The sequence below is a fragment of the Corynebacterium marinum DSM 44953 genome (genome assembly GCF_000835165.1).
GTDB lineage: Bacteria > Actinomycetota > Actinomycetes > Mycobacteriales > Mycobacteriaceae > Corynebacterium > Corynebacterium marinum.
In genome coordinates this window covers 1,182,151-1,206,094 of record NZ_CP007790.1, presented here as the reverse complement: position 1 = coordinate 1,206,094, position 23,944 = coordinate 1,182,151, and the positions used below count along the sequence as shown (strand labels likewise).

The 23,944-nt window shown below is 67.5% G+C and carries 22 protein-coding genes and 1 rRNA gene; 1 reads left to right on the top strand and 22 read right to left on the bottom strand.

The genetic code is table 11. The annotated features are described in order from the left end of the window. Nucleotides 1–250: 250 nt before the first annotated feature. The 21 genes from B840_RS05780 to B840_RS12855 all read right to left on the bottom strand — a co-directional run bounded on the left by B840_RS05780 (nt 251) and on the right by B840_RS12855 (nt 21,299). A 16S ribosomal RNA gene (locus B840_RS05780) occupies nt 251–1,768 on the bottom strand. 666 nt (nt 1,769–2,434) lie between these two features. Further along, entirely contained in the window at nt 2,435–3,703 is a 1,269-nt protein-coding gene (gene tyrS, locus B840_RS05775) for a tyrosine--tRNA ligase (RefSeq protein WP_042621357.1), read from the bottom strand. Between the two features lie 40 nt (nt 3,704–3,743). Then, on the bottom strand, nt 3,744–3,932 hold the full coding sequence (locus B840_RS05770; RefSeq protein ID WP_042621356.1) for a Trm112 family protein: 189 nt from the start codon (nt 3,930–3,932) through the stop codon (nt 3,744–3,746). Between the two features lie 111 nt (nt 3,933–4,043). After that, nucleotides 4,044–5,477, bottom strand: coding sequence for an argininosuccinate lyase (gene argH / locus B840_RS05765; RefSeq protein ID WP_042621355.1), 1,434 nt, complete (start codon nt 5,475–5,477; stop codon nt 4,044–4,046). A gap of 3 nt (nt 5,478–5,480) precedes the next feature. Beyond that, complete coding sequence (locus B840_RS05760; RefSeq protein WP_042621354.1) at nt 5,481–6,680, bottom strand: argininosuccinate synthase; 1,200 nt, start codon at nt 6,678–6,680, stop codon at nt 5,481–5,483. A 75-nt stretch (nt 6,681–6,755) separates the two neighbouring features. Further along, nucleotides 6,756–7,232 (bottom strand): arginine repressor, encoded by a 477-nt coding sequence (locus B840_RS05755; RefSeq protein WP_042621353.1) that lies wholly within the window; start codon nt 7,230–7,232, stop codon nt 6,756–6,758. Between the two features lie 5 nt (nt 7,233–7,237). Next, entirely contained in the window at nt 7,238–8,206 is a 969-nt protein-coding gene (argF, locus tag B840_RS05750) for an ornithine carbamoyltransferase (RefSeq protein ID WP_042621352.1), read from the bottom strand. After that, a complete protein-coding gene (locus B840_RS05745; protein WP_042621351.1) occupies nt 8,203–9,387 on the bottom strand; it encodes an acetylornithine transaminase in 1,185 nt (394 codons plus the stop codon). Before B840_RS05745 ends, argF begins: the two co-directional genes overlap by 4 nt. After that, nucleotides 9,380–10,321 (bottom strand): acetylglutamate kinase, encoded by a 942-nt coding sequence (gene argB / locus B840_RS05740; RefSeq protein ID WP_042621350.1) that lies wholly within the window; start codon nt 10,319–10,321, stop codon nt 9,380–9,382. Before argB ends, B840_RS05745 begins: the two co-directional genes overlap by 8 nt. Before the next feature lie 10 nt (nt 10,322–10,331). Then, nucleotides 10,332–11,492 carry a bifunctional glutamate N-acetyltransferase/amino-acid acetyltransferase ArgJ gene (argJ, locus tag B840_RS05735; RefSeq protein ID WP_042621349.1) on the bottom strand — a complete coding sequence of 387 codons (1,161 nt, stop codon included), beginning with the start codon at nt 11,490–11,492 and terminating at the stop codon, nt 10,332–10,334. Nucleotides 11,493–11,514: 22 nt separating this feature from the next. Then, nucleotides 11,515–12,555 (bottom strand): N-acetyl-gamma-glutamyl-phosphate reductase, encoded by a 1,041-nt coding sequence (gene argC / locus B840_RS05730; protein ID WP_042622556.1) that lies wholly within the window; start codon nt 12,553–12,555, stop codon nt 11,515–11,517. A gap of 63 nt (nt 12,556–12,618) precedes the next feature. Beyond that, entirely contained in the window at nt 12,619–13,089 is a 471-nt protein-coding gene (locus B840_RS05725; protein WP_052491108.1) for a hypothetical protein, read from the bottom strand. Between the two features lie 109 nt (nt 13,090–13,198). After that, nucleotides 13,199–15,706 (bottom strand): phenylalanine--tRNA ligase subunit beta, encoded by a 2,508-nt coding sequence (gene pheT, locus B840_RS05720; RefSeq protein WP_042621348.1) that lies wholly within the window; start codon nt 15,704–15,706, stop codon nt 13,199–13,201. A 32-nt stretch (nt 15,707–15,738) separates the two neighbouring features. Beyond that, nucleotides 15,739–16,785: a phenylalanine--tRNA ligase subunit alpha gene (gene pheS, locus B840_RS05715; RefSeq protein WP_042622554.1), complete on the bottom strand. Its 1,047-nt coding sequence runs from the start codon at nt 16,783–16,785 to the stop codon at nt 15,739–15,741. 64 nt (nt 16,786–16,849) lie between these two features. Then, nucleotides 16,850–17,668, bottom strand: a complete 819-nt coding sequence (locus B840_RS05710; protein WP_042621347.1) for a TrmH family RNA methyltransferase — start codon at nt 17,666–17,668, stop codon at nt 16,850–16,852. Nucleotides 17,669–17,840: 172 nt separating this feature from the next. Then, a complete protein-coding gene (locus B840_RS05705; RefSeq protein ID WP_084602816.1) occupies nt 17,841–18,233 on the bottom strand; it encodes a TM2 domain-containing protein in 393 nt (130 codons plus the stop codon). A gap of 165 nt (nt 18,234–18,398) precedes the next feature. Continuing rightward, a complete protein-coding gene (gene rplT / locus B840_RS05700; RefSeq protein WP_042621346.1) occupies nt 18,399–18,785 on the bottom strand; it encodes a 50S ribosomal protein L20 in 387 nt (128 codons plus the stop codon). Between the two features lie 54 nt (nt 18,786–18,839). Further along, nucleotides 18,840–19,034 carry a 50S ribosomal protein L35 gene (rpmI, locus tag B840_RS05695; RefSeq protein WP_042621345.1) on the bottom strand — a complete coding sequence of 65 codons (195 nt, stop codon included), beginning with the start codon at nt 19,032–19,034 and terminating at the stop codon, nt 18,840–18,842. 34 nt (nt 19,035–19,068) lie between these two features. Then, complete coding sequence (gene infC / locus B840_RS05690; protein ID WP_042621344.1) at nt 19,069–19,635, bottom strand: translation initiation factor IF-3; 567 nt, start codon at nt 19,633–19,635, stop codon at nt 19,069–19,071. Between the two features lie 237 nt (nt 19,636–19,872). Beyond that, nucleotides 19,873–20,682, bottom strand: coding sequence for a hypothetical protein (locus B840_RS05685; RefSeq protein WP_052491107.1), 810 nt, complete (start codon nt 20,680–20,682; stop codon nt 19,873–19,875). Between the two features lie 35 nt (nt 20,683–20,717). Further along, on the bottom strand, nt 20,718–21,299 hold the full coding sequence (locus B840_RS12855) for a hypothetical protein (protein WP_052491106.1): 582 nt from the start codon (nt 21,297–21,299) through the stop codon (nt 20,718–20,720). A gap of 76 nt (nt 21,300–21,375) precedes the next feature. On the opposite strand from B840_RS12855, the gene B840_RS13065 reads away from it, so the two are divergent. Further along, on the top strand, nt 21,376–23,328 hold the full coding sequence (locus B840_RS13065; protein WP_156971853.1) for a DUF2339 domain-containing protein: 1,953 nt from the start codon (nt 21,376–21,378) through the stop codon (nt 23,326–23,328). On the opposite strand, the gene B840_RS05675 is transcribed toward B840_RS13065, so the two are convergent. Continuing rightward, entirely contained in the window at nt 23,209–23,940 is a 732-nt protein-coding gene (locus B840_RS05675) for a DUF1648 domain-containing protein (RefSeq protein ID WP_042621343.1), read from the bottom strand. The genes B840_RS13065 and B840_RS05675 overlap by 120 nt on opposite strands. Nucleotides 23,941–23,944 lie beyond the last annotated feature (4 nt).

The following is a 23,944-nucleotide window of genomic DNA, read 5'->3' as shown; positions in this document are numbered from 1 at the left end:
CAGCAGACCATCCCACCAGCAGGCGACAAGTCACAGATGATCACCGAAACAACCATGTTGTCCCAGACACCCAACAGCGTGCCAACATACCCGTCTACATGTTCATGACTTATCTTCTGGCTGTCATCGCCCACCGTGACGGTGCGCGTCCACCCGATTATTCATGCCGGCGGATTGACACTCGCAACCCCAACCGACAGGCACCTTGGACACGACCACCGGTCGTGCGGGATTTGTTTAAGCTCCTTAGAAAGGAGGTGATCCAGCCGCACCTTCCGGTACGGCTACCTTGTTACGACTTCGTCCCAATCGCCGATCCCACCTTCGACAGCTCCCCCCACAAGGGTTGGGCCACTGGCTTCGGGTGTTACCAACTTTCATGACGTGACGGGCGGTGTGTACAAGGCCCGGGAACGTATTCACCGCAGCGTTGCTGATCTGCGATTACTAGCGACTCCGACTTCATGGGGTCGAGTTGCAGACCCCAATCCGAACTGAGGCCGGCTTTGAAGGATTGGCTTACTCTCACGAGTTCGCGACCTGCTGTACCGACCATTGTAGCATGTGTGAAGCCCTGGACATAAGGGGCATGATGATTTGACGTCATCCCCACCTTCCTCCGAGTTGACCCCGGCAGTCTCTCATGAGTCCCCACCATCACGTGCTGGCAACATAAGACAAGGGTTGCGCTCGTTGCGGGACTTAACCCAACATCTCACGACACGAGCTGACGACAACCATGCACCACCTGTACACCGGCCACAAGGGAAGACGTATCTCTACGCCGGTCCGGTGTATGTCAAGCCCAGGTAAGGTTCTTCGCGTTGCATCGAATTAATCCACATGCTCCGCCGCTTGTGCGGGCCCCCGTCAATTCCTTTGAGTTTTAGCCTTGCGGCCGTACTCCCCAGGCGGGGCGCTTAATGCGTTAGCTACGGCACAGAGAACGTGGAAGTCCCCTACACCTAGCGCCCACCGTTTACGGCATGGACTACCAGGGTATCTAATCCTGTTCGCTACCCATGCTTTCGCTCCTCAGCGTCAGTAACTGCCCAGAGACCTGCCTTCGCCATTGGTGTTCCTCCTGATATCTGCGCATTTCACCGCTACACCAGGAATTCCAGTCTCCCCTACAGCACTCAAGTATTGCCCGTATCGCCTGCACGCCCGAGGTTAAGCCCCGGAATTTCACAGACGACGTGACAAACCACCTACGAGCTCTTTACGCCCAGTAATTCCGGACAACGCTCGCACCCTACGTATTACCGCGGCTGCTGGCACGTAGTTAGCCGGTGCTTCTTATACAGGTACCGTCATTTTCACTTCGTCCCTGTCGAAAGAGGTTTACAACCCGAAGGCCGTCATCCCCCACGCGGCGTCGCTGCATCAGGCTTCCGCCCATTGTGCAATATTCCCCACTGCTGCCTCCCGTAGGAGTCTGGGCCGTATCTCAGTCCCAATGTGGCCGTCCACCCTCTCAGGCCGGCTACCCGTCGACGCCTTGGTAGGCCATTACCCCACCAACAAGCTGATAGGCCGCGGGCTCATCCTGCACCGATAAATCTTTCCACCCCCCACACTAAAGAAGGTCATATCCGGTATTAGACCCAGTTTCCCAGGCTTATCCCGAAGTGCAGGGCAGATCACCCACGTGTTACTCACCCGTTCGCCACTCGAGTACCCCGCAAGCGGGGCCTTTCCGTTCGACTTGCATGTGTTAAGCACGCCGCCAGCGTTCGTCCTGAGCCAGGATCAAACTCTCCACAAAATAAACTTCAGAAGAAATCAGAGCTGTGAAAAGCCCAAAACCCAACCAAAAACAAACAACCAGCACACCACCACCCCCACAACGGAGACGATGGCACACAAAATTGTCCATCAAAAACAACCACAGACACCCCCCACCACACAACCGCGCAGCAGGAAACGCCATGATCACAAAAAACAAACGACCCCCACTCCAACCCTGACGGGGAAAAAGCACTACGGAGGCCGCCACTTTCCAAACGCGACCATGATCCATGCCTGCACCACAACAACTCACACGATCACAACAACCGCGCGCATTATTTACAGTGGCACCCATTGCAGCAGGTACCACCCGGCACACACCCACCACACACCCCCCACAAGGGGACATGCAGCCGATGAACGACACAACCAAAGTCACAAACAAAAGTACATTGGCACACTATTGAGTTCTCAAACAACACACGCACGCTAATCTCTCACCCTTAAGGGCTCGGTCATTTGCGGCTGGATTTCTCACTGTAGTTCACCGTTTGTCACGGTGTCAACTTGCAGTTCATCTCCCGGCCACACTGTGCATCTCGCGGTTTCCCGCGGCGCTCTGTGCGACTCCCATTAAGTTACGCACGTCCCCCGCTTTTCCCAAATCGCATGGTCAAGCGGGGTTCCGGTGCGGCTACAACGATCAGTTGTTGATCTTCACGCCGGCGAAGTTCTTCTTGCCGCGGCGCAGAACCAGCCAGGCCCCGTGGAGGAGGTCCGTGTCAGCGGGCTCCCAGTCCTCGGATTCGATTCGCACGTTGTTCACGTATGCGCCACCTTCCTTGATCGCCCGGCGGGCCGCACCCCGTGACTCCACGAGCCCGGTGCCCACGAGCAGGTCGACGATCCCGCGGTTCTCGCCGACGCCGATCTCGAGCACTTCGGTCTCCGAGACCGCGGACGCGAGGGTCTTCTCGTCGAGGTCGGCGAGCTCGGCGCGGCCGAACAGCGCCTGCGACGCGAGCTCCACTGCCTCGGTCGCCGCTTCCCCGTGCACGAGGTTGGTCATCTCCCGGGCGAGCCGCTTCTGCGCCTCGCGCTTGAAGGGGCGCTCGGCAACCTCGGTCTCCAGCTCGGCGATCTCTTCCTGGGTGAGGAAGGTGAACCACTTCAGGTAGTCGATGACGACGGCGTCGCCTGCGTTGATGAAGTACTGGTACCAGGAGTACGGGCTGGTCTTATCCGCATCCAGCCACAGCTTGCCGCCGCCGGTGGATTTGCCGAACTTGTTGCCCTCTGCGTCGGTGACCAGCGGGACGGTCAAGCCGTGCACCTTCGCGCCGTCCATGCGTCGGTTGAGGTCGACGCCGGAGACGATGTTGCCCCACTGGTCGCCGCCGCCGATCTGGAGGATGCAGTCGAAGTTGCGGCGCAGCCGCACGAAGTCGTTGGCCTGCAGCAGCATGTAGGAGAACTCCGTGTAGGAGATGCCGTCGGATTCCAGGCGGCGCTTCACGGTGTCCCGGTCGAGCATGGTGTTGAGCGAGAAGTTCTTGCCCACGTCGCGGAGGAACTCGATGACGTTCATGCTCATCGTCCAGTCGGCGTTGTTGACCATGATGGCCTGGTTCTCGCGGGTGTCGTCGAAGTCGACGAAGCTGCGCAGCTGATCCTTGATGGACTCCATGTTCTCGGCGACGATCTCGTCGGTGAGCATGGTCCGCTCCCCCACGTCGCGCGGGTCGCCGATCATGCCGGTCGCACCGCCGGCCAGGGTGATCGGCCGGTGGCCGAACTCCTGGAAGCGGCGCAGCATGACCATCGGCACCAGGTGGCCCGCGTGGAGGGAGTCGCCGGTCGGGTCGAAACCGCAGTAGAGGCTGATCGGCTGTTCGCAGGCCTCGCGCAGTGCGTCGAGGTCGGTGGACTGGTTGATCAGGCCACGCCAGGTCAGCTCGTCGATGATGTTCATGGGTGTGTTCTTCGATCCTTGGGTGTCGTGAGGCGGAGGCTTATTCAGTGTCGGGGGCCGGCGGCCAGGGCGTCGCTTCGTCGATGAGCATCACGGGGATGCCGTCGTCGATGCGGTAGGCCAGCCCGAGACGTTCGTTGACGAGGACCTGCTGGTCCTCCAGATACGTCAGGGGGCCCTTGTCCCTGGGACAGGCCAGGACTTCCAGCAACTTCGGATCGAGACTCATGGTTCAGTATCGTACCCGGCCCCTGGCCACCGGCCGGACTGGACAGGGGGGATGCGCAAAGCGGCCCGGCGGAACAGTGGAACTGCTCCGCCGGGCCGCCGCAGCGCAGGTCTAGGCGCGGACCGGGGTCGTCGCCCAGGTGTAGTGGTCGCGGGCGGCGTTCGCCGCCCGGTCCCGCTGCTCCGCGACTCTTACCCCGGCGGTGCCGCCGCGGGTGGCGCGGGAGGCGACCGCGCCGTCGATGGTGAGGACGTCGCGGACCGCGGGGGTCAGCCGCTCATCGACGCCCCGCAGTTCCTCGTCCGTCAGCTCGTCGAGGCCGACGCCCCGCTCCTCCGCCAGACGCACGCACGCGCCGGAGGCCTCGTGCGCCTCGCGGAACGGCACACCCTCGCGGACCATCCACTCGGCGAGGTCCGTGGCCAGGGTGAACCCGGCCGGCGCGAGCTCGCGCATACGGTCCTCGTGGAAGGTCAACGTGGACACCAGGCCGGTCATCGCGGGCAGCAGCAGATTGAGCTGGTTGACCGAGTCGACGATCGGCTCCTTGTCCTCCTGCAGGTCGCGGTTGTAGGCCAGGGGCTGCGCCTTCAGGGTGGCCAGCAGGCCGGTGAGGTTGCCGATCAGGCGGCCGGACTTGCCGCGGGTCAGTTCCGCGACGTCAGGGTTCTTCTTCTGCGGCATGATCGACGAGCCGGTGGACCAGGCGTCGGCGAGCGTGACGTAGCCGAACTCCGGGGTGCACCACGCGATGATCTCCTCCGCCAGCCTCGACATGTCCACCGCGGTCTGCGCCAGGACGAAGGCCGTCTCGGAGGCGAAGTCGCGCGAGGAGGTGGCGTCGATGGAGTTGTCCGCCGCGGAGTCGAAACCGAGCTCCTCGGCGATGGCCTCCGGGTTGAGCTGCAGCGAGGAACCTGCCAGCGCGCCGGAGCCGTAGGGGCTGACGGCGAGACGCTTGTCCAGGTCGCGGATGCGTTCGATGTCGCGCAGCAGCGGCTGGGCGTGCGCCAGCAGCTGGTGGGCGAGGAGGACGGGCTGGGCGGCCTGGAAGTGGGTCTTGCCCGGCATGATGGCGTCGGGGTGGGCGGCGGCCTGGTCGACGAGGGCGTCGACAAGCTCGGTGACGCCGATGGCGATGTCACGCACCGCGTCGCGGACCCACATGCGGAACAGGGTGGCCACCTGGTCGTTGCGGGAACGGCCCGCGCGCAGGCGGCCGCCGACCTCGGGGCCGACGCGGTCGATGAGACCGCGCTCCATGGCCCCGTGGACGTCCTCGTCGGTGGGCTCGGGGCGGAACTCGCCGGAGGAGACGTCACGCCCGAGCCGGTCGAGGCCGTCGAGCATGGTGGCCAGGTCTGCGTCGGAGAGCAGGCCGGCGGAGTGCAGGACCCGGGCGTGCGCCCTGGAGGCGAGCACGTCGTAGGGCGCCAGAACCCAGTCGAAGTGGGTGGACACACTCAGCGCGAACATGGCCTCCGAGGGGCCGCCGGAGAACCGGCCGCCCCAGAGGGCGCCCTCGTTGGTTCCGTGCTGGTCCATGGATTACCTCGCCTCGCGGTCGCGCTTGTTGGCGATCTCCGAAGACAGGCCGTGCAGCTTGACGAAGCCCTTGGCCATGGTCTGGTCGAAGGTGTCGCCGGAGTCGTAGGTCGCCAGGTTGAAGTCGTAGAGCGAGTGGCCGGAGCGGCGGCCGTTGACGGTGATGGAGCCGGCGTGCAGGACGAGGCGGATGTCGCCGGTGACGTGCTCCTGGGTGGACTCGATGAACGCGTCGAGGGAGCGCTTCAGCGGGCCGAACCACAGGCCGTCGTAGACCTCCTCGGACCAGCGGGCGTCGACGAGGCGCTTGTAGCGGGCCAGCTCACGCTCGACGGTGACGTCCTCCAGGGCCTCGTGCGCCTTGATGAGGATCATGGCGCCCGGCGCCTCGTAGATCTCGCGGGACTTGATGCCCACGAGGCGGTCCTCGACCATGTCGAGGCGGCCGACGCCCTGGGCGCCGCCGCGGCGGTTGAGCTCCTCGATGGCCTCGAGCATGGTGACGGGCTTGCCGTCGATGGCGACCGGCTTACCCGCCTCGAAGGAGATGATGAGCTCGTCCGGGGCGTTGCCCAGGGTCGGCTCCTCGGTGTAGGCGTAGATGTCCTTGGTCGGGGCGTTCCACAGGTCCTCGAGGTAACCCGTCTCGATGGCGCGGCCCCACACGTTCTGGTCGATGGAGAACGGGGAGGAGGCGGACTGCTCGATCGGCAGGTTGATCTCCTCGGCGAAGGCGATGGCCTTGTCGCGGGTCCAGGCGTAGTCGCGGGCCGGGGCGATGATCTCCAGATCCGGGTTGGCGTTGCGGAAGCCGACCTCGAAACGGACCTGGTCGTTGCCCTTGCCGGTGCAGCCGTGGGAGACGTGCGTGCCGCCGTGCTCCTTGGCGGCCTCCACCAGGTGCTTGACAATCAGCGGGCGCGAGATCGCGGAGACCAGCGGGTACTGCTTCATGTACATGCCGTTGGCCTTGATGGTCGGCAGGCAGTACTCCTCGGCGAACTCGTCGCGGGCGTCGATGACGATGGACTCGACGGCACCGGAGTCCAGTGCGCGCTGGCGCACGGACTCCATGTCCTCGCCGCCCTGACCGAGGTCGAGGGAAACGGCGACAACCTCGCCGCCGGTCATCTTGGACAGGTACGGGATGGCGACGGTGGTGTCGAGGCCGCCGGAGTAGGCGAGGACAACGCGTGAAGACATATGGATTCTCCTTGTGTGGTGAAAAGTGAAAGAAAAGATTAGGTGTTTCTCAGTCCCGACCAGGATACCGGGGGCTCACCGGCCGGTGAGCAGGTCCCCCAGCTCGCGGCCGGTGAGTGGTTCCCGGGCGAGGACGAAGATGGTGTCGTCGCCCGCGATGGAGCCGACGACCTCGTCCAGGCCGACCCGGTCGATGAAGCTGGCCAGGTACTGGGCCGCCCCGGGCGGGGTGCGCAGCACGGCCGTGTTGCCCGAGTGGTCGACCGCGACGACCAGCTCGTCGAGCATGCGGCGCAGCTTCTCCTTCGGGCCGGTGAGCTGCTCCGCCAGGGCCTGTTCGACGTAACCGACGACGTAGTAGGCCCGCCCCTGATCGGGACGGATCTTTTTCGCGCCGAGTTCGTCGAGGTCGCGGGACAGGGTGGCCTGGGTGATGTCGAAGCCTTCGTCGAGAAGGAGTTCCGACAGCTGCACCTGGCTGGACACCCTGGTCTTATCCAGGATCTCCAGGATCTTCGCCTGGCGGGCGGTGCGGGTCGCCGGGTGGCTCATGACTGCTACTCCGACCGGCCCGCGGGCTGGTTGTCCAGCAGCCAGACCATGAGCGCCTTCTGCGCGTGCAGGCGGTTCTCCGCCTCGTCGAACACGCGGGAGGCGGGCCCGTCGATGACCTCGGCGGTGACTTCGTTGCCGCGGTAGGCCGGCAGGCAGTGCAGGAAAATGGCCTGCTCCCCCGCCTTCGCCATGACCTCGGCGGTTACCTGGTACGGCAGGAAGGGGGTGCGGCGGTCCTTGCCGTCCTCCTCCATACCCATGGAGACCCAGGTGTCGGTGATGACCACGTCAGCGCCGGCCACCGCCGCGACGTCGTCGGTGACGGTCACGGTCGCGCCGGTTTCCTCCGCGCGGCGGCGGGCACGCTCGACGAACTCCTGTTTCGGCTGGAAACCGGCCGGCGCGATGACGGCGATGTCCATCCCGGCGGTGGCGAAGCCGATCATGTAGGAGTTGGCCATGTTGTTGTCGCCGTCGCCGAGGTAGACCGCCTTCCTACCCTTCAGCCCCGCGGGGCCCTCCGCGGGGCAGAGGTTCTCCACGCAGGTCTGCAGGTCCGCGAGGATCTGGCAGGGGTGCAGATCGTCGGACAGGGAGTTGATGACCGGCACGGTGGCGGTCTCCGCCAGCTCGTGGAAGTTCTGGTGCGCGTAGGTGCGCCAGACGATCATCTCCACGTAGCGCGACAGCACTGCGCCGGTGTCCTGGTAGGACTCCCCCTTGCCCATCTGGGTCTTGCCCGAGTCGACGACGATGGCGTGGCCGCCCAGGTGGGCGATGCCGGCGTCGAAGGAGAAGCGGGTGCGGGTGGAGGATTTGTCGAAGAGCACCGCCACGCTCAGGGGTCCCTCGAGGGGGCGCCGCGAGAGCGGGTTCTTCTTCAGCTCGGCGGCGAGCTGGAGCACCTCCGCCTGCTCCGCCGGGGTGAGATCGTCGTCGGCGAGGAAGTGCCGCACGTTGGGGGCGGTCATGATCGGTTCTCCTTGTTCAGTTCGGTCAGCAGCTCGGTGAGCTTCTCGACGGCCGCGTTCATCTCGTCGTCGCTGATCACCAGCGGCGGGGTGAGGCGGATGACGTTGCCCGCCGGCGCGTTGAGGATCAGTCCGTGGTCGAAGCCCCGTGCCACAGCCTGCTTGGCCACGTCGTGCTCCAGCACCACGCCGAGCATGAGTCCGCGCCCGCGGACCTCCGTCACGCCGTCGATGGCGCGCAGCTTCTCGGCGAAGAACTCCCCCTTGCGGGCGACCTGCCCGCAGAAGGCGTCGTCGACGATGCTGAGCACCGCGTTGGCGGCGGCGCACGCGACCGGGTTGCCGCCGAAGGTGGTCCCGTGGGAGCCGGGGGTGAAGAGCTCTGCCGCCTTCCCGCGGGCGATGGTGGCGCCGATGGGGATGCCGCCGCCCAGCCCCTTGGCCATGGTGACCACGTCGGGGAGTACGCCGTCGTGCTGGAAGGCGAAGAAGTCGCCGGTCCGGCCCACGCCGGTCTGCACCTCGTCGGCGACGAAGAGGATGCCGTGGGTGTCGCACAGCTCACGCACGGCGCGGAGGAATCCCTCCGGCGCCGGGATGACCCCGGTCTCGCCCTGGATGGGTTCGAGGAAGATGGCCGCGACGTCGGTGGGGTTCACCTCGACCAGCTTGGTCAGGTAGTCGATGTCGCCGTAGGGGTAGAACTCCACGCCGGTGGGCAGGGGCTCGAAGGGCTTGCGCTTGTCCGGCTGGCCGGTCAGCGCCAGCGAACCCATGGTGCGTCCGTGGAAGCCGTCCACGGCCGCCAGCACCCGGGAGCGGCCGGTCAGGCGCGCGAGCTTGAAGGCTGCCTCATTGGCCTCGCCTCCGGAGTTGCAGAAGAACACGCGCGCGGAGTCGTCGCCGACGCGTTCCTTCAGGGTCTCCGCGAGCTGGACGACCGGCCTGGTGGCGAAGAGGTTGGACACGTGGCCCAGCTGGCTGAGCTGGTGGCTGACCGCCTCGATGATCGCCGGATGGGCGTGGCCCAGTGCGTTGACGGCGATACCCGCCAGCATGTCGATGTGGACCCGGCCCTGCGAGTCCTGCACGGTGGCCCCCTTGCCGGAGACCAGCTCGATCGGCGGGGTGCCGTAGTTGTTCATCAGCACCTGGTTCCACTGGGTGAGTGCGTCAGTCATCGGTGTCCTTCCTCAGGACGGTGCCTGCGGGGTAGTCGGCGCGGTCGTAGTCGTCGGGCAGCACCATCGTGCCGATGCCGCCCATGGTCAGCAGCTCCAGGAGAACGGAGTGCGCGATGCGGCCGTCGATGACGTGCGCGGCGGACACGCCGCCGCGGACGGCGCGCAGGCAGGACTCCATCTTCGGGATCATCCCGGAATCCAGGTCCGGCAGGAGGTTCTCCAGCTCGGAGGTGACGATCTTGGACACCAGGGAGTCCCGGTTCGGCCAGTCGGTGTACAGGCCCTCCACGTTGGTGAGGATGAGCAGGCGCTCGGCGCCGATGGCCTCGGCCAGTGCACCGGCGGCGGTGTCGGCGTTGATGTTGTAGACCTCGCCGTCCTCTCCGGGGGCGATGGTGGAGACGACCGGGATCCGGCCGGCTTCGATGATGTCCATGAGGGCCGCCGGGTTGACGTCGGTGATGTCGCCGACCAGGCCGATGTCGGTGGGCACTCCCCCGACGTCCACCAGTCGCTTGGTGGCGGTGAACAGACCTGCATCCTCACCGGAGGTGCCCACCGCGTAGGGGCCGTGGGAGTTGATCAGTCCGACCAGGTCGCGGCCGACGCGGCCGAAGAGCACCATGCGGACGATCTCCATGACCTCGGGCGTGGTGACGCGGAACCCGCCCTTGAACTCGCCCTCCAGGCCGACACGGGAGAGCATGTCGGAGATCTGCGGGCCGCCGCCGTGGACGACGACCGGCTTGGCGCCGACCGTGCGCAGGAAGACCATGTCCGCGGCGAAGGCCGCCTTGAGTTCTTCGTCGACCATGGCGTTGCCGCCGTACTTGACCACGACGATCTTGTCGCGGAAGTGCTGGAGCCACGGCAGGGCCTCCGCGAGCACGTGGGCGCGCGCCTCGGGGCTGAGCTTCTTCAGGGAATCCATGGGGTGCTTTCTAGCTGGAGTAGGCGGAGTTGATGTGGACGTAGTCGTGGGACAGGTCCGTGGTGCGGACGGTCGCGCGGCCGGGGCCGTCGACGCCGAGGTTGACCAGCACATCGATGTCCGCGCCGGAGAGGTCGACCTGGCGGGCGCCGGGGGCGCCGGTGGTGTCGACGCACACGGGCTGGCCGTTGAAGTACACGGAGATGTGGTCGGGGTCCATGTCCGCGTCGGCCATGCCCACGGCGGCGAGCACGCGGCCCCAGTTCGGGTCGGAGCCGAACATGGCGCACTTGAAGAGGTTGTCCCGGGCCAGGGTCCGGGCGGCGTCGAGCGCCTGTTCCTCGTTGGTGGTTCCCTCCACGGTGACGGTGACGCGCTTGGTAACTCCCTCCGCGTCCGCCTGCATCTGGCGGGCAATGTCCTCGCTGGCCTCGAGCACCGCCGCGTTGAGCTCCTCCTGGCTCGGGGTCACACCCGATGCCCCGGAGGCGAGCAGGAAGACGGTGTCGTTGGTGGAGGTGGAACCGTCGATGTCGAGGGTGTCGAAGGTGACCTTCGAGGCGGCGCGCAGCGCGGTGTCCAGCATTTCCGGGGTGGCGGAGGCGTCGGTGGTCAGGCACACGAGCATGGTGGCCAGCGACGGCGACATCATTCCGACGCCCTTACCCATTCCGCCCAGGGTCCAGCCCTTCCCCTTGACCACGGTCTCCTTCTTCACCAGGTCGGTGGTCATGATGGCCTCCGCAGCGTCGGCGCCGTGGTCGCCGAGGGCGGGCACGAGCTGGTCCACGCCCGCCCGGACCTTGTCCATCGGGAGCAGCTCGCCGATCAGCCCGGTCGAGCAGACTCCCACGTCGGTGGGCTCCAGGCCGAGCAGGCCGGCGACGCGCTGCTGGGTCTCCGCGGCGTCCAGATCACCCTGAGCTCCGTTGCAGGCGTTCGCGTTGCCGGCGTTGAAGATGACCGCGCGGATCCGGCCGTCACCGATGGCCTGGCGAGACACCTTCACCGGTGAGGCGACGACGCGGTTGCGGGTGAATACCGCGGCGGCGTTGAACTCGGGGCCGTTGTTGACCACGAGGGCCATGTCGGGGTTGCCGGAGGGCTTGATGCCTGCGGTGAGGGCGGCGGCGGTGAAACCTGCCGGGGCGGTGATACCGGTGGTGCTCATACGTGTGTGGTCTTCCTTGCTGTCAGGGGGCTACGGCGGCCTGCGGGAGGCCGGCGGCCTCGTCGATGCCGAGGGCGAGGTTCATGCACTGGACGGCTGCGCCGCCCGTGCCCTTGGTGAGGTTGTCGATGGCGGAGGTGAGCAGCAGGACACCCGCACGCTCATCCACCTCGACCTGGACGTGGCACATGTTGGAGCCGAGGACGTTCTGCGTCTGCGGCTGCTGCCCCGTGGGAAGCAGGTGCACGAAGGTTTCGTCGGCGTAGAAGGCGCGGTAGGTCTCATACGCCACGTCCTGCGTGACGCCCTGCTTCAGCGGGGCGGTGATGGTGGTGAGGATGCCGCGGGGCAGCGGCGCCAGGATGGGGGTGAAACTGACCGAGACCTCGCCGTCGGTGACCTCCGAGAGGTTCTGGATGACCTCGGGGGTGTGGCGGTGTTTTCCGGCGGTGTTGTAGGCCTTGAGGCTGCCCATCACCTCGGAGCCGAGCATCCCCACGGAAGCTTTCTTGCCCGCGCCGGACACGCCGGTGATGGACACGATGGCCAGGTCGGGGACAACCAGGCCCGCGGCCACGGCGGGCAGGGCGGCGAGCGTCGCGCCCGTGGGAAAGCAGCCGGGCACGGCAATGCGCGTCGCGCCCTGCAGCTGCTCCCGGTGGCCGGGCATCTCCGGGATGCCGTAGGGCCAGGTTCCCTGGTGTTCGGAGCCGTAGTAGTGCTCCCACTCCCCCGCCTCCTGAAGGCGGAAATCAGCGGCGCAGTCGATGACGATGGTGTCCTCGAGCGCCTTTCCGATGGCGGCGGAGTGCCCGTGCGGAAGGGCGAGGAACACGACGGCGTGGCCGGCCAGAATCTCCGGCGTCGTGTCCTCCATGACCCGGTCCGCCAGCTGCGGCAGGTGCGGCATGAGATCCGTCAGCGGAGTACCGGCCGAGGATCCCGCGGTCAACGCACCGATCTCCAGATCACCGGAGAGGTAGGAAGGATGCCCGAGGAGCAGGCGGAGGATCTCCCCGCCCGCATATCCGGAGGCACCGGCGACTGCAACCTTGATCGTCATGCCCATCACCCTAACATTTATGCACCTGAATGAAAAGTATGCATCCTCCTCTCCCTCACCGCATCAGCGGCTGGACGCGGAACTGACTGCCAGCGGGGACGTGCCCACCGTGTTCGGGCCGGCGTAGGCGATGTAGACCAGCGCGGGTGAAAGCACGTGCAGGCCTCCCAGCGGATCAGCGATGACCGTCACCCCGTGGGCGTTGCCCAACGTACCGGGGTGGAGAACCCGCGGAGTGCCGACCAGCCCCTGATTCCAGCAGAGAACGTCGCCGGGCCCGCTGCCGAGCACCTGCACGGCCGGGATCTTCTCCTGCGGCGGGGTGCACTCCGGCATGGTCGAACGCGCTCCTTCGCTGACACACGTCACGTGCGGTCCACCGTCAATCATGATGACATCACAACGCACGTCCCCGCCGGTGGTGATGAACTGCACGTTCCCCGACTGCGCCGAGGCCTCCGACGCTCCCCCGGCCAACAGCGCTCCCCCGAGCACCGTGGCGGCCACCACCCTGCCTGACGTCCTGCCGGTCATCCTCGTCCTCCGAGTGCGGTCGTCCGAACTTTTCCCTGTGACCCGGACCATACCGGATAGCCCCCGGGTTCCGAGGGGAAACCGGGGGCTGTTCGGGCGGAACGTCGGGCTAGCCGCGCATCTCCGCGCCGACGCGCTCCGCCGCCAGCTCGGCCACCGCGAGGCGGTGCCCGTTGGCCTCCTCGTCGGTCAGGGTGCGGTCGGTGGCGCGGAAGAGCAGGGAGAATGCCAGCGACTTCTTGCCCTCGCCCAGCTGCTCCGAGCGGTAGACGTCGAAGAGCTTGACCTCCTCGAGCAGCTCGCCGGCGCCCTCTTCGACGATGCGGCGGACCTGCTCGGCCGGGATGTCCTCGTCGACGACGAGCGCGATGTCCTGGTGCAGGCCGGGGTAGCTGGACAGGATCGGCGCCGGGAAGTTCTCCGTCAGCGGCAGGGCGCTGAGGTCCAGCTCCATGGCGCAGGTGCGCGCCGGCAGGCCGAGGGTCTCGAGGACCTGCGGGTGGAGCTCGCCGGCGTGGCCGACGACGCGGCCGTCGACAAGCAGGGCGGCGCAGCGGCCCGGGTGCCACGGCAGCTGCTCGGCGGATTCGACGTCCAACTCGACGCCGGCGGCGCGGGCCACGACGCGGGCGGACTCGATGGCGTCCGCCCAGGAGTAGACGCGGCCCTGACCCCAGGGGCCCTCGTGCTCGTGGTTGCCGGTGGCGACGGTGGCCACGTGCAGAGGCTGGTGCGGGAGGGTCCCGATGAGTTCGGCGACCGTCTCCCCGGAGGGGCGCTGCGCCACCGACGGCATCGGGGAACGCTCCGCCCGGGCGAAGGAGACCTGCTGTAGGCCGAAGAGGGCGACGTCGTTGCGCCCGCGGGCGACGTTGCGCACGACGGCGTCGAGCATCGTCGGCAGCAGGGTGGTGCCCAGGATCGCGCGGTCGGACTCCAGCGGGTTCTGCACCGTCACCGCATTGCGGCGCTCGTCGTCGGCGGTCAGGCCCCACGCGTCGAAGGTGTCGTTGGCGATGAAGGGGCTGGGCAGGATCTCCGCGTAGCCGTTGTAGGCCAGGGCGTGGCCGACGGCGCGGCGGCGGCGCTGCGCCGGGGACAGACCGCGGCCGCCGACGGGGGTCGGCAGGACGAGGGGGATGTCCTCCAGGCCCTCGAGGCGCAGGACCTCCTCGACCAGGTCGGCGGGGATGCCCAGGTCCGGGCGCCAGGTCGGCGGGGTGACGGTGAGCCGGTCACCGTCGGCGGACACTGCACAGCCGACCTCCTCGAGGCGGGCGATGACCGTCTCGCGGGAGTACTCCACGCCGGCGAGGCGCGAGGGGTGGCCGGCGTCCATGGTGATCTCCGGCATGGCCGGGACCTCGCCGACGAGGGTGCGCTGCGCCTCGACGGTGCCGCCCGCGATCTCCGCGAGCAGGGCGCACGCCATGTCCAGGGCGACCTCGACGACGGCCGGGTCGACGCCGCGCTCGAAACGCCGCGACGCCTCCGAGCTGAGCTTGTGGCGGCGCGAGGTGCGGGCCACGGTCTTCGGGTCCCAGGTGGCGGCCTCGAAGTAGACGTCGGTGGTGTCGTCGGCGATCTCGGAGCGGGTGCCGCCCATGACGCCGGCCAGGGACTGGATGCCGGTGTCGTCGCAGATGACGACGTCCTCGGCGTCCAGGTCCCGCACCACGTGGTCGAGGGTCTCGAACTTCTCGCCCGCCTCCGCGGTGCGGACGGTCAGGCCGCCGGTGATCCGCGTGGCGTCGAAGGCGTGCATCGGCTGGCCGAGCAGCAGCATGAGGTAGTTGGTCACGTCGGTGGCGGCGTTGACCGGGCGCTGGCCCGAGAGCATGAGCTCGCGCTGCATCCACAGCGGGGATTCCGCCGCCGGGTCAATGCCGGTGACCTTGCGCAGGCCGAAGCGGACGGTCTTCGTCTCCGGCCGGACATCAATGTCCAGCAGTTCGCCGGCCGGGGCCGGGACGCCGGAGAGGTCGACGCCGGCGACCTGCGGCTGCTTCGCGACGTCCGTGTACTCCAGGCCGAAGGCGGAGGCCAGCTCGCGGGCCAGGCCGCGGGCGGACAGGGCGTAACCGCGGTCCGGGGTGACGTTGACGTCGAAGACGGTGTCGCCCAGGCCGAGGACCGCACGGGCGTCCTCGCCCGGCTTGCCGGAAGTCGGGTCCAGGGTGATGATGCCCGCGTTCTGCTTCTCCGTGAAGCCCAGCTCCGAGGCGGAGCAGATCATGCCGTTGGAGACGTGGTCGTAGGTCTCGCGTGCGGCGATCTCGAATCCGCCCGGCAGGACCGCGCCCGGCAGGGACACGACGACGGTGTCGCCCTCGGCGAAGTTGCGGGCGCCGCAGACGATGCCCTGCAGCTCGCCGGTGCCGTTGGCGTCGCCGACGTCCACCAGGCAGTAGCGGATGGGCTTCTTGAACTGCGTGAGCTCCTCGATCTTCGCCACGACGCCGATGACCAGCGGTCCGGTCGTCTCCGGGATGGGCTCGTAGCCTTCCGTCTCGAAACCGACCCGTACGTAACCCGCGTCGAGCTCCTCCGGCGTGACGCCGAAGTCGGGGTTGGCGTGACGCAGCAGTCCGGTCACCCAGTTCTGTGCGATGAGCATGCTGAATTCTCCTTGTGTTGCCGGAACTGGGGTTACTTGTTGATGCCGAACGGCAGGGTGAAGCGGACGTCGCCCTCGACCATGTCGCGCATGTCGGACAGTCCGTTGCGGAACTGCAGGGTGCGCTCCAGGCCCATGCCGAACGCGAAGCCGGTGTAGACCTCCGGGTCAATTCCGACGGCCGTGAGCACGTTCGGGTGGACCATGCCGCAGCCGCCCCACTCGATCCAGCCGGCGCCGCCCTTCTTGTTCGGGAACCACACGTCGACCTCGGCCGAGGGCTCGGTGAACGGGAAGTAGTTCGCGCGCATGCGGGTCTTCGTCTCCGGGCCGAACAGCGTCTTGGCCAGGTGGTCCAGCGTCCCGCGCAGATGCGCCATGGTCAGGCCCTTGTCCACCGCCAGCCCCTCGACCTGGTGGAACACCGGGGTGTGGGTGGCGTCGAGTTCGTCGGTGCGGAACACCCGGCCCGGGCAGGCGATGTAGAGCGGCACGTCGCGCTCCAGCATGGAACGGACCTGCACCGGCGAGGTGTGGGTGCGCAGCACCTGGAGGGAGCCTTCCGGTCCGACGTGGAAGGTGTCCTGCAGGGTGCGGGCCGGGTGGTCGGGAAGGAAGTTGAGGGCGTCGAAGTTGAAGTACTCCGCCTCGACCTCCGGGCCGTCCTCGATCTCCCAGCCCATGCCGAGGAAGATGTCGGAGATGCTCTCCATGAGCGAGGTGATCGGGTGCAGCGCGCCGGCCTGCGCACGCGTCGTGGGCACCGTGACGTCGACCTTCTCCGCCACGAGCTGCTCCGCGCGCTGCCTGATCTCCAGGGCCTCGTGCACCTGCGCGAAATGCTTCTCGACGCGCCCGCGGGCCATGTTCACCAGCCGGCCCGCGTCCTTGCGCTGATCCTTGGGCAGAGTGCCCAGCGCACGGCGGGCCTGCGGGATCGGCGCGTCGTCGCCCAGGTGGTCGCGGCGGGCGACGGCGAGTGACTCGAGATCCGGGGCGGCGTCGAAGGCGGCGACGGCCGTCTCGGCGGCGGCGGTCAGCCCCGCCTCGGTCAGTTCAATTTCAGGAGTCTCAGACACGTGGCCCAACCCGAACCCTTCTTCTCGTTGACGCTATATTTCAGACCTGCACAGCATACCCGTGCTACCCGCGGGACTTCGCCTGGGCCTTCGCCGACTCGTAGAGACAGATCGACGCGGCCGTCGCCAGGTTCAGCGACTCCGCCCGCCCCCGGATGGGGATGCGCACGCGGTGGTCGGCCTGCGCCAGCAGGTCCTTCCCCAGCCCGTGGGCCTCGTTGCCGAAGAGCCACGCGGTCGGATTCGTCAGCAGCTCCTCCGCGTCGTCCAGCTCCACCTCCCCGTCGGCCGCCGTGGCCAGGATCTGCAGGCCCGCGGCGCGCAGCTGCCCCAGCACGTCCTTGACGTTGGTGTGCCGTGCCACCGGCAGGTGGAACAGCGACCCCGCCGACGCGCGCGCCGCCTTGCTCGACTGCGGGTCGACGGTCTCGCCGGCGAAGATCACGGCATCGGCGCCCATGGCGTCCGACACCCTGACGAGCATTCCGGCGTTCCCCGGCTCCGAGGTCGCCACCGGCACCGACACCAGCTGCGGGCGGCCCCGCAGCGCCTTGCCCGCCGTCCACAGCACCGGCTCGCACACCGCGAAGAGCCCGGTGGTGGTGACCGTGTCCGACAGGGATTTGGCCGCCTTGTCGGTGATCGGGTGCACGTAGACGCCCATGTGGCCGCAGGTGACGAGGATCTCCGCGAAGCGCTCCGCGGCCTGTTCCGTCACGAACACGTCGCGGGCCGCCCCGGTGGCCACGGCCGCCTCCACCGCGTTCTCCCCCTCCACGATGAATTGGTCGGCCTTCTTGCGCGCCGCCGAACGGTGCAGCTTGGCGGCGTTGACGATGCGGGGTGTGCGCTCGGTGAACGGGTCCGAGAAATCCAGAGTCATGGCCCATACGCTAGCAGTGGGCCGCTGAACCGTCCGCCGGGTGGACCTCGGAGCCGAAACGGGGCTGTGGCGGAGCCGGTGTCCACCCGACGGCGGATTCCCCGGCGCCGGTGTTCGGCCCGGGCACGAAAAAACCCGCCACCGGAAGGTGGCGGGGTCCGGGTGGGAGTGGTCAGTTCAGCGGAACTCCGCGCGAATCCGTGCTCATCGAGCCGGAGCGCAGGAGGAGCAGGACGAAGTCGATGAAGACCCACAGGCCCACCACCGCGAGGAAGACAAAGCCGATGAGGATGAGGGCGGTGACCCAGCCCAGGACGGTCAGCGAAAGCTGTGCCACGCCCCGGCCGGTGTTGCCGAGGTAGAAGTTGTGGAGGCCCAGAGTGCCCAGGAAGAAGGCCAGGAGCACCGCCACCAACCACGACTTCTGCTGGGCCGCCTGCGGCATGGCGGCGTACATCGGCATGGGCGCGGCCTGCTGCTGCGGGGTCGGGTACGTCGGCGGCGCGACCGGGAGACCGTCCTTGTCGTAGTGGCCGTACTGGTTCTGGTTGAAAGGCTGGGACATGGTGGTTCTCCTGTGTGCGGGTGGTGCGGGATGGGGCTGACTCTAACCTGCTGCCCGGACATCCGGTAGCGGGCATCGAACAGGCGTGCCCGGACATCACGAAAGCCCTCGCCCGCATCCCCCAGGGGGGGAACGGGCAAGGGCTGTGACGGAAGGTGCCGAAGCTTAGGCGGCGACCCTCGGAGCGTTGACGTCCTCCGGCAGGGCTGCCTTGGCAGCCTCGCACAGTGCGGAGAAGGCGGCGAAGTCGTTGACCGCGAGCTCGGCCAGGATCTTGCGGTCGACATCGATCTCAGCCAGGCGCAGGCCGTGGATGAGACGGTTGTAGGTGATGTCGTTCATGCGGGCAGCGGCGTTGATGCGCTGGATCCACAGCTTGCGGAACTCGGACTTACGCGCGCGGCGATCGCGGTAGGCGTAGGTCATGGAGTGCAGCCACTGCTCCTTCGCCTTCCGGTAGAGGCGGGAGCGCTGGCCGCGGTAGCCCTTGGCCGACTTCAGGATTGAGCGACGCTTCTTCTTGGCGTTGACGGACCGCTTGACACGTGCCACGTTGTTACTTCCTTAACTACTTCTGAGAGATGTGGGGGTTTCAGGCGGCCTGAATTAGGCCTTGCCGAGGAGGCGCTTCATGCGCTTGACGTCTGCCGGGGCCACGTCCACGGTGCCCTTGAGGCGACGGGTGCGGGTGGAAGCCTTGCCCTCGAGGAGGTGGCGGCGGCCGGCCTGCTCGCGGCGCAGCTTGCCGGAGCCGGAGATCTTCACGCGCTTGGCGGTGCCCTTGTGGGTCTTCTGCTTCATGAGAATTAAGTCCTTAAATCCCGGTTGACGGTTGCTACTTCTTGCCCTTGCGGACCGGCCCGAGGACCATGGTCATGTTGCGGCCGTCCTGCTTCGCGCGGGTCTCGACGACGCCGTACTCTGCAACTTCCTCAGCCAGTCGCTCCAGGAGCCGGTAACCGAGCTCTGGTCGGGACTGCTCACGGCCGCGGAACATGATGGTCACCTTGACCTTGGATCCCTTCTCCAGGAAGCGGATCACGTTGCCCTTTTTCGTCTCGTAATCGTGCTTGTCGATCTTGGGGCGGAATTTCTGCTCCTTGACCACAGTCTGCTGCTGGTTCTTGCGTGACTCGCGGGCCTTCTGGTCCTGCTCGTACTTGAACTTTCCGTAGTCCATGATCTTGGCTACCGGCGGCTTGGCCTCCGGGGCAACCTCGACCAGGTCAAGATCGGCGTCGTACGCGAGCTTGCGGGCATCGTCCGTGCGGACGATACCGACCTGCTCACCGCCCGGACCGACGAGGCGGACTTCGGGAACTCGGATACGCTCATTAATGCGAACTTCAGCGCTGATGTGTGACTCCTCAAGTAGCGGGTTTCGTGATACGTACCGTGCCACTTGCGGGGCCTGTCCCCCACGACAAAATCCCGCCTGCCGGTGAATCCGGCGGCGGGAGATCTCGCACAAATAGAACGGCAGGCGCCAAAGGCCTGTCGTCCTACTCTTGACCTGTATCCATCCGGTTGACCCGGCGGCATGAGGTGGGATGATCTCCGCTTGTGGCCCGAGCTCCTGGAGAAGGTGCGCGGGTGGTAGTGCCGGTAACCGTAACAGACGTCGCGGGCGGGGGGCAAATCACGCCGAGCAGGTGACGGCGGGGCCGATGGAACGGGCGTCGAGAAGCTTCTTCAGACCGTCGCCGAGATCGTCGAGGATCGCCTCGGCGGTGTCGTGGGAACCGTCGTCGGGATGGGTGATCAGGGCCAACCCGACCACCCCTCCGTCGACCTCCGCGGTGCCGAACTGCCGCAGGGTGTAGATGGTGTCGGTGTCGTAGCCCCAGCCGCCCTTGAAGTGTGCGCCCGGGATTTCCGCCAGCCCGCGCTGCTGCCATTCGACGATGTCGCCCATTGCCCCGTAGGTGGTGCCGGCCTCGTCGACGCACGGCAGCTGCGTGGCGAACAGCGCCTGATCCTCCAGCCGCCATTTGGTCTCCCCGGGGGGTTCGGTGATCTCGGGGACGTGCGGGAGCTCGCCGTAGTCGCCCTCGAGCAGCGTCGAGAGCGCGTAGGCAGCGTCATTGTCGGAGGACGAGATGGACGCCTCGATCAGTTCCTCGGTGGCCACTCCACGCTCATCGGCCACTAACGCCACGGGAACCTTGATCGTCGACCACGCCCAGGAATTGCCCGACAGGCCCGAATGCGCCACCCCGTCCGCGGTAGCCACTGCGACGCCGCTGCGTCCGCCGTGCTCGGCGTTGACGTCGCGGATCAGGGACCGCAATTCCCCGCGGAGTTCCTCGGGGCCGAGGTAGGTCGATTCCTCCTCGGCCGCCACGACATCCCCCCGGCCGTCAACATCGGGCTGTCTTTCGACGTCCGAGACGCATCCGGCCAGCAGGCCGGCCATCACCAGGGCCGGAGCCGGAGACCACCACTTCACAAAGCGACACCATACCCGGCCGGGTTCCCGCGCCCTCAATCACGCACCGAGCGGTCCTCGAGGATGACCACGGCGTTGTCCCCTCCCTCGCAGACGAAGGAGTTCCCGCCCTGCGCGGCGCAGGCCATCTCGTAGTCACCGCCGGTCACCGGGCTGTGCGCCGTGACCAGTACGCTGCCGGGCGCCCCGGAGTACGGGGCCATCTCCACCGCCACTGCCTCCGCCAGGCCGCAGCTGGTCCGGTCGTTGGCCCGGAAGATGCGCCAGTTGACGTTCGCCGCGCACTGCACCGCGGAGTCGGGCGCGCGGTAGGCCGGCTCGGGCTCAGGCGCGGGCTCGGTAGTGGGGGTCGTTGGCGTCACCGTCGAGGTCACCGTGGTCGTCGGCGCGGACGCCGGCGAGGACGTGGCCGGGGCCATGGCGCCCGTGCTGGTTGTAGTGGGAGCCGCGGCCGGCCCCTCCTCCGGCACGTCCCCGCGCAGGAGGGCGTTGTACATCCACACGCCGAGAACCACCGCACCGAGCACAAGCGCCGCCAGCAGCAGGAACGCCAGCCCGGACCGTTCCCGGCGGGGTTGCTGCGTCGCCGGGTGGTATTCCGGTTGTGGCCGGGTCATGGGTCCTCCTGATGGGCTTCGAGTCTCCCCATCCTAAACACTGCACCTGCGCACGAGACAGGCCTACGCTGTGGTTATGACCACCGATCCCCGCGACGCCCTGGAGCTGCGCCTCACGCTGCGGCGCCTCGAGGCAGCCGAAGCGGCGCTTGCCGACGCCCGCCGCTCCCTCGATGCCGTCCTCTCCCGGCAGGCGGGTGTTCAACCTACGGAAGCGCCTGCCCCCTCGCCCGCCGCGGCCCCGGCCCCCGCTCCCGCTCCCGCACTCGGCCGGGAGCCCTTCCTCCGGTTCGGCCACCGGGCCGAGCCTTCGCCGATAGGGTCCGCGAAGCCCCGGAAACCGAAGAAGCCGCCGGTGCCCACGGAGACGAAGGTCATCCGCGGGATCGCGGTCGTCGGTTCGTTGATCACCGTCGCCGGCGTGGCACTGGCGGTGACGCTGGCGATCCAGGCGGGACTGCTCGGCCCGCTGGGAAGGGTGCTGCTCTCGGTGCTGCTGGCCGTCGCGCTGCTCGGGGCGGGCCTGTGGCTGGACCGCTACCGGCACAAGGCTGGCGACCGCGACTCCAACAGCATGGTGGCCGGGGTGACGGCGCTGGTGGTCACCTCCTGGCTGGTGTCCGCGACGATCATCTACGCCCTCGTTCAGGAGCTGGAGTGGTGGCCGGCCTGGCTCGGAGCGCTGGTGCTCATGGCGGTGTGGCTGACGTTCCTGGCCGTGGCGGTGCTACGCCGGCTCTCGCCCGTCGCGGTGTCGATGGGGTTGTCGATCCTGCCGGTGGCCACCGTGTTCTACGATTTCCGCGAACCGCTCACCTGGCTGGTCACCCTCCTGCCGCTGACGCTGCTGGCGGTGACACTCGGGCGGAAGCACCCGGAGGTCCGGGTCGTCACGGCTGCGGTGGCCGTGCTGCTGCAGGCGTGGCTGGTCAACGACATGGTCAACGTGGTCTTCTTCACGCCGCCCGCAGTCGATATCAGCATCGCGCTGCTGGGGATGGTCTCCGCGCTCGCCTTCGCCGGGATGACCCTCCGGTTCCAGAAGGAGAACGAGAACGCCAACCTGCTCACCGGCATCATCGCCCCGCTGATCCTGCTGTTGCTGGCCGCGCCCCCGGCCAACGACACGTGGGCGATCTGGCTGCTGGTGCCCGCGGCCGTCGGTCTAGCGGCGATCGGCTACCTGCACCAGGATCTGCTGGGCATGATCGGCGTGTGCGCCACAGCCGTGGCCTTCGTCCTGGTCTGGCTGCTCACCCCGCCGTTGGGGGCGGGCGCGCCTGTCGACGCCACCATCGTCACCGCCGTCTTCTTCGCGGCGGCCGTGCTCACCATCCTGTGGCTGGAACACCGGAAGGAGACCAGCGTGTGGCCGTGGGCCTTCTGGCTGGGCGCCGCGCTGGTGGTCACCATGCACCTGTCGCGCAACGTGCTGGGCAAGTCCCCGGTGTGGCTGATCGACCATGTCGCGCTGGTGCAGGCGCTGCTCATCGCGGTGTTCCTGGGTGTGGCTGTCGCCCGCCGCCGGGCGCTGGCCGGGTTCCCGGTGTGGGCGCAGGTGGTGTTCGCCGTGGCTGGGCTGCACCTGTCGATGGTCACCGTCGTCACCGCGGCCACCTGGCTGGGCAACCTGATCGGCGGCAATCCGGGGATGTGGCTCGGCTACCTCACCGGTCACGCGCTGGTGAGCATCCTGTGGATGGTGCTGGCGGCCTGGATCCTGCTCGCGGCGAAGGGCATGTCCGACCGGGCCTCGCTCGGAGCGGGCGTGGTGCTGGCGGTCGCCGGCGTGGTGAAGCTGATCTTCTTCGACCTCGGCACGCTGGAGGGGCTTCCGCGGGCCATGGCCTTCCTCGTCTCCGGCGTGGCGCTGCTGGCGATCGCCGCGCTGCGGACGCGGCGCCGGCCCTCAGCCGCCGAGGGCCGCGATCCCGATCCAGAGGAGCAGCAGGGCCGGCAGGGCGAAGAGCAGACCCGCGAGCACCCGGCCGGCCGGGCGTCCGGTGTTGAAGGTGAAGTTGCTCCCTGACCCGGTGTCGACCAGGATGCGGGGATCTTCCGGGTCGTGGTAGAAGATGCCCCGCCACTTCGCCCGCTCCCCCGCGGGGCGCGGGTGCTCCTCCTCCACCGCCTTCTGCTGGTGCACCTGGCGCACGATCAACGCGGCGGTCAGGGCGAAGATCAGCGCGAGCATGAGGGGCAGCTCGAAAGGCGCGGTGTTCCCTCCGTAGCTGCGGGCGAGCATGAAGAGCACCACCAGGTTCAACAGGAACAGGTACCAACCCAGGTTGCCCTGCACGATGCGGTAGCCGTGCCAGGTGCGGTGGGCCTCGGCGGGAGTCTTCGCCCCGCCCATGCCGGTGATCGACGTGGACTGCATCGAGATCAACCCCATCGTCCCCAGCATCGTCAGGATGAGGGCCCCCGGTCCCAGCAGGACCAGCCCCAGGAATGCATCCATCGACTTCGGCCGGAAGCCGTCCGGCTCGCCGGCGGCGTTCCAGTGGACGGGCATGGGGTCCGGCAGCCGCGGATACTCGAATGCCACCAGAGCGGCGACGATGACGGCGGTGGAGACGACCGTGGCCCAGACCCACCGCCAGGCGACGGGGATCCGCGGCAGGTCGGGCATCTCAGTCATAAGG

Excerpts from the sequence above, each read along its gene's own strand:
- argJ (WP_042621349.1), bottom strand. The coding sequence starts at position 11,492 with ATGAGCACCACCGGTATCACCGCCCCGGCAGGTTTCACCGCCGCCGCC.
- pheT (WP_042621348.1), bottom strand. The coding sequence starts at position 15,706 with ATGCTCATCGCACAGAACTGGGTGACCGGACTGCTGCGTCACGCCAAC.
- B840_RS05705 (WP_084602816.1), bottom strand. The coding sequence starts at position 18,233 with ATGTCCCAGCCTTTCAACCAGAACCAGTACGGCCACTACGACAAGGAC.
- B840_RS13065 (WP_156971853.1), top strand. The coding sequence starts at position 21,376 with ATGACCACCGATCCCCGCGACGCCCTGGAGCTGCGCCTCACGCTGCGG.
- argH (WP_042621355.1), bottom strand. The coding sequence starts at position 5,477 with ATGGACCAGCACGGAACCAACGAGGGCGCCCTCTGGGGCGGCCGGTTC.
- B840_RS05760 (WP_042621354.1), bottom strand. The coding sequence starts at position 6,680 with ATGTCTTCACGCGTTGTCCTCGCCTACTCCGGCGGCCTCGACACCACC.
- B840_RS05710 (WP_042621347.1), bottom strand. The coding sequence starts at position 17,668 with ATGACTCTGGATTTCTCGGACCCGTTCACCGAGCGCACACCCCGCATC.
- B840_RS05770 (WP_042621356.1), bottom strand. The coding sequence starts at position 3,932 with ATGAGTCTCGATCCGAAGTTGCTGGAAGTCCTGGCCTGTCCCAGGGAC.
- B840_RS05745 (WP_042621351.1), bottom strand. The coding sequence starts at position 9,387 with ATGACTGACGCACTCACCCAGTGGAACCAGGTGCTGATGAACAACTAC.
- B840_RS05725 (WP_052491108.1), bottom strand. The coding sequence starts at position 13,089 with ATGACCGGCAGGACGTCAGGCAGGGTGGTGGCCGCCACGGTGCTCGGG.
- B840_RS05675 (WP_042621343.1), bottom strand. The coding sequence starts at position 23,940 with ATGACTGAGATGCCCGACCTGCCGCGGATCCCCGTCGCCTGGCGGTGG.
- argC (WP_042622556.1), bottom strand. The coding sequence starts at position 12,555 with ATGACGATCAAGGTTGCAGTCGCCGGTGCCTCCGGATATGCGGGCGGG.
- B840_RS05755 (WP_042621353.1), bottom strand. The coding sequence starts at position 7,232 with ATGAGCCACCCGGCGACCCGCACCGCCCGCCAGGCGAAGATCCTGGAG.
- rpmI (WP_042621345.1), bottom strand. The coding sequence starts at position 19,034 with ATGAAGCAGAAGACCCACAAGGGCACCGCCAAGCGCGTGAAGATCTCC.
- B840_RS12855 (WP_052491106.1), bottom strand. The coding sequence starts at position 21,299 with ATGACCCGGCCACAACCGGAATACCACCCGGCGACGCAGCAACCCCGC.
- tyrS (WP_042621357.1), bottom strand. The coding sequence starts at position 3,703 with ATGAACATCATCGACGAGCTGACCTGGCGTGGCCTGATCAACCAGTCC.
- argB (WP_042621350.1), bottom strand. The coding sequence starts at position 10,321 with ATGGATTCCCTGAAGAAGCTCAGCCCCGAGGCGCGCGCCCACGTGCTC.
- argF (WP_042621352.1), bottom strand. The coding sequence starts at position 8,206 with ATGACCGCCCCCAACGTGCGGCACTTCCTCGCCGACGACGATCTCACC.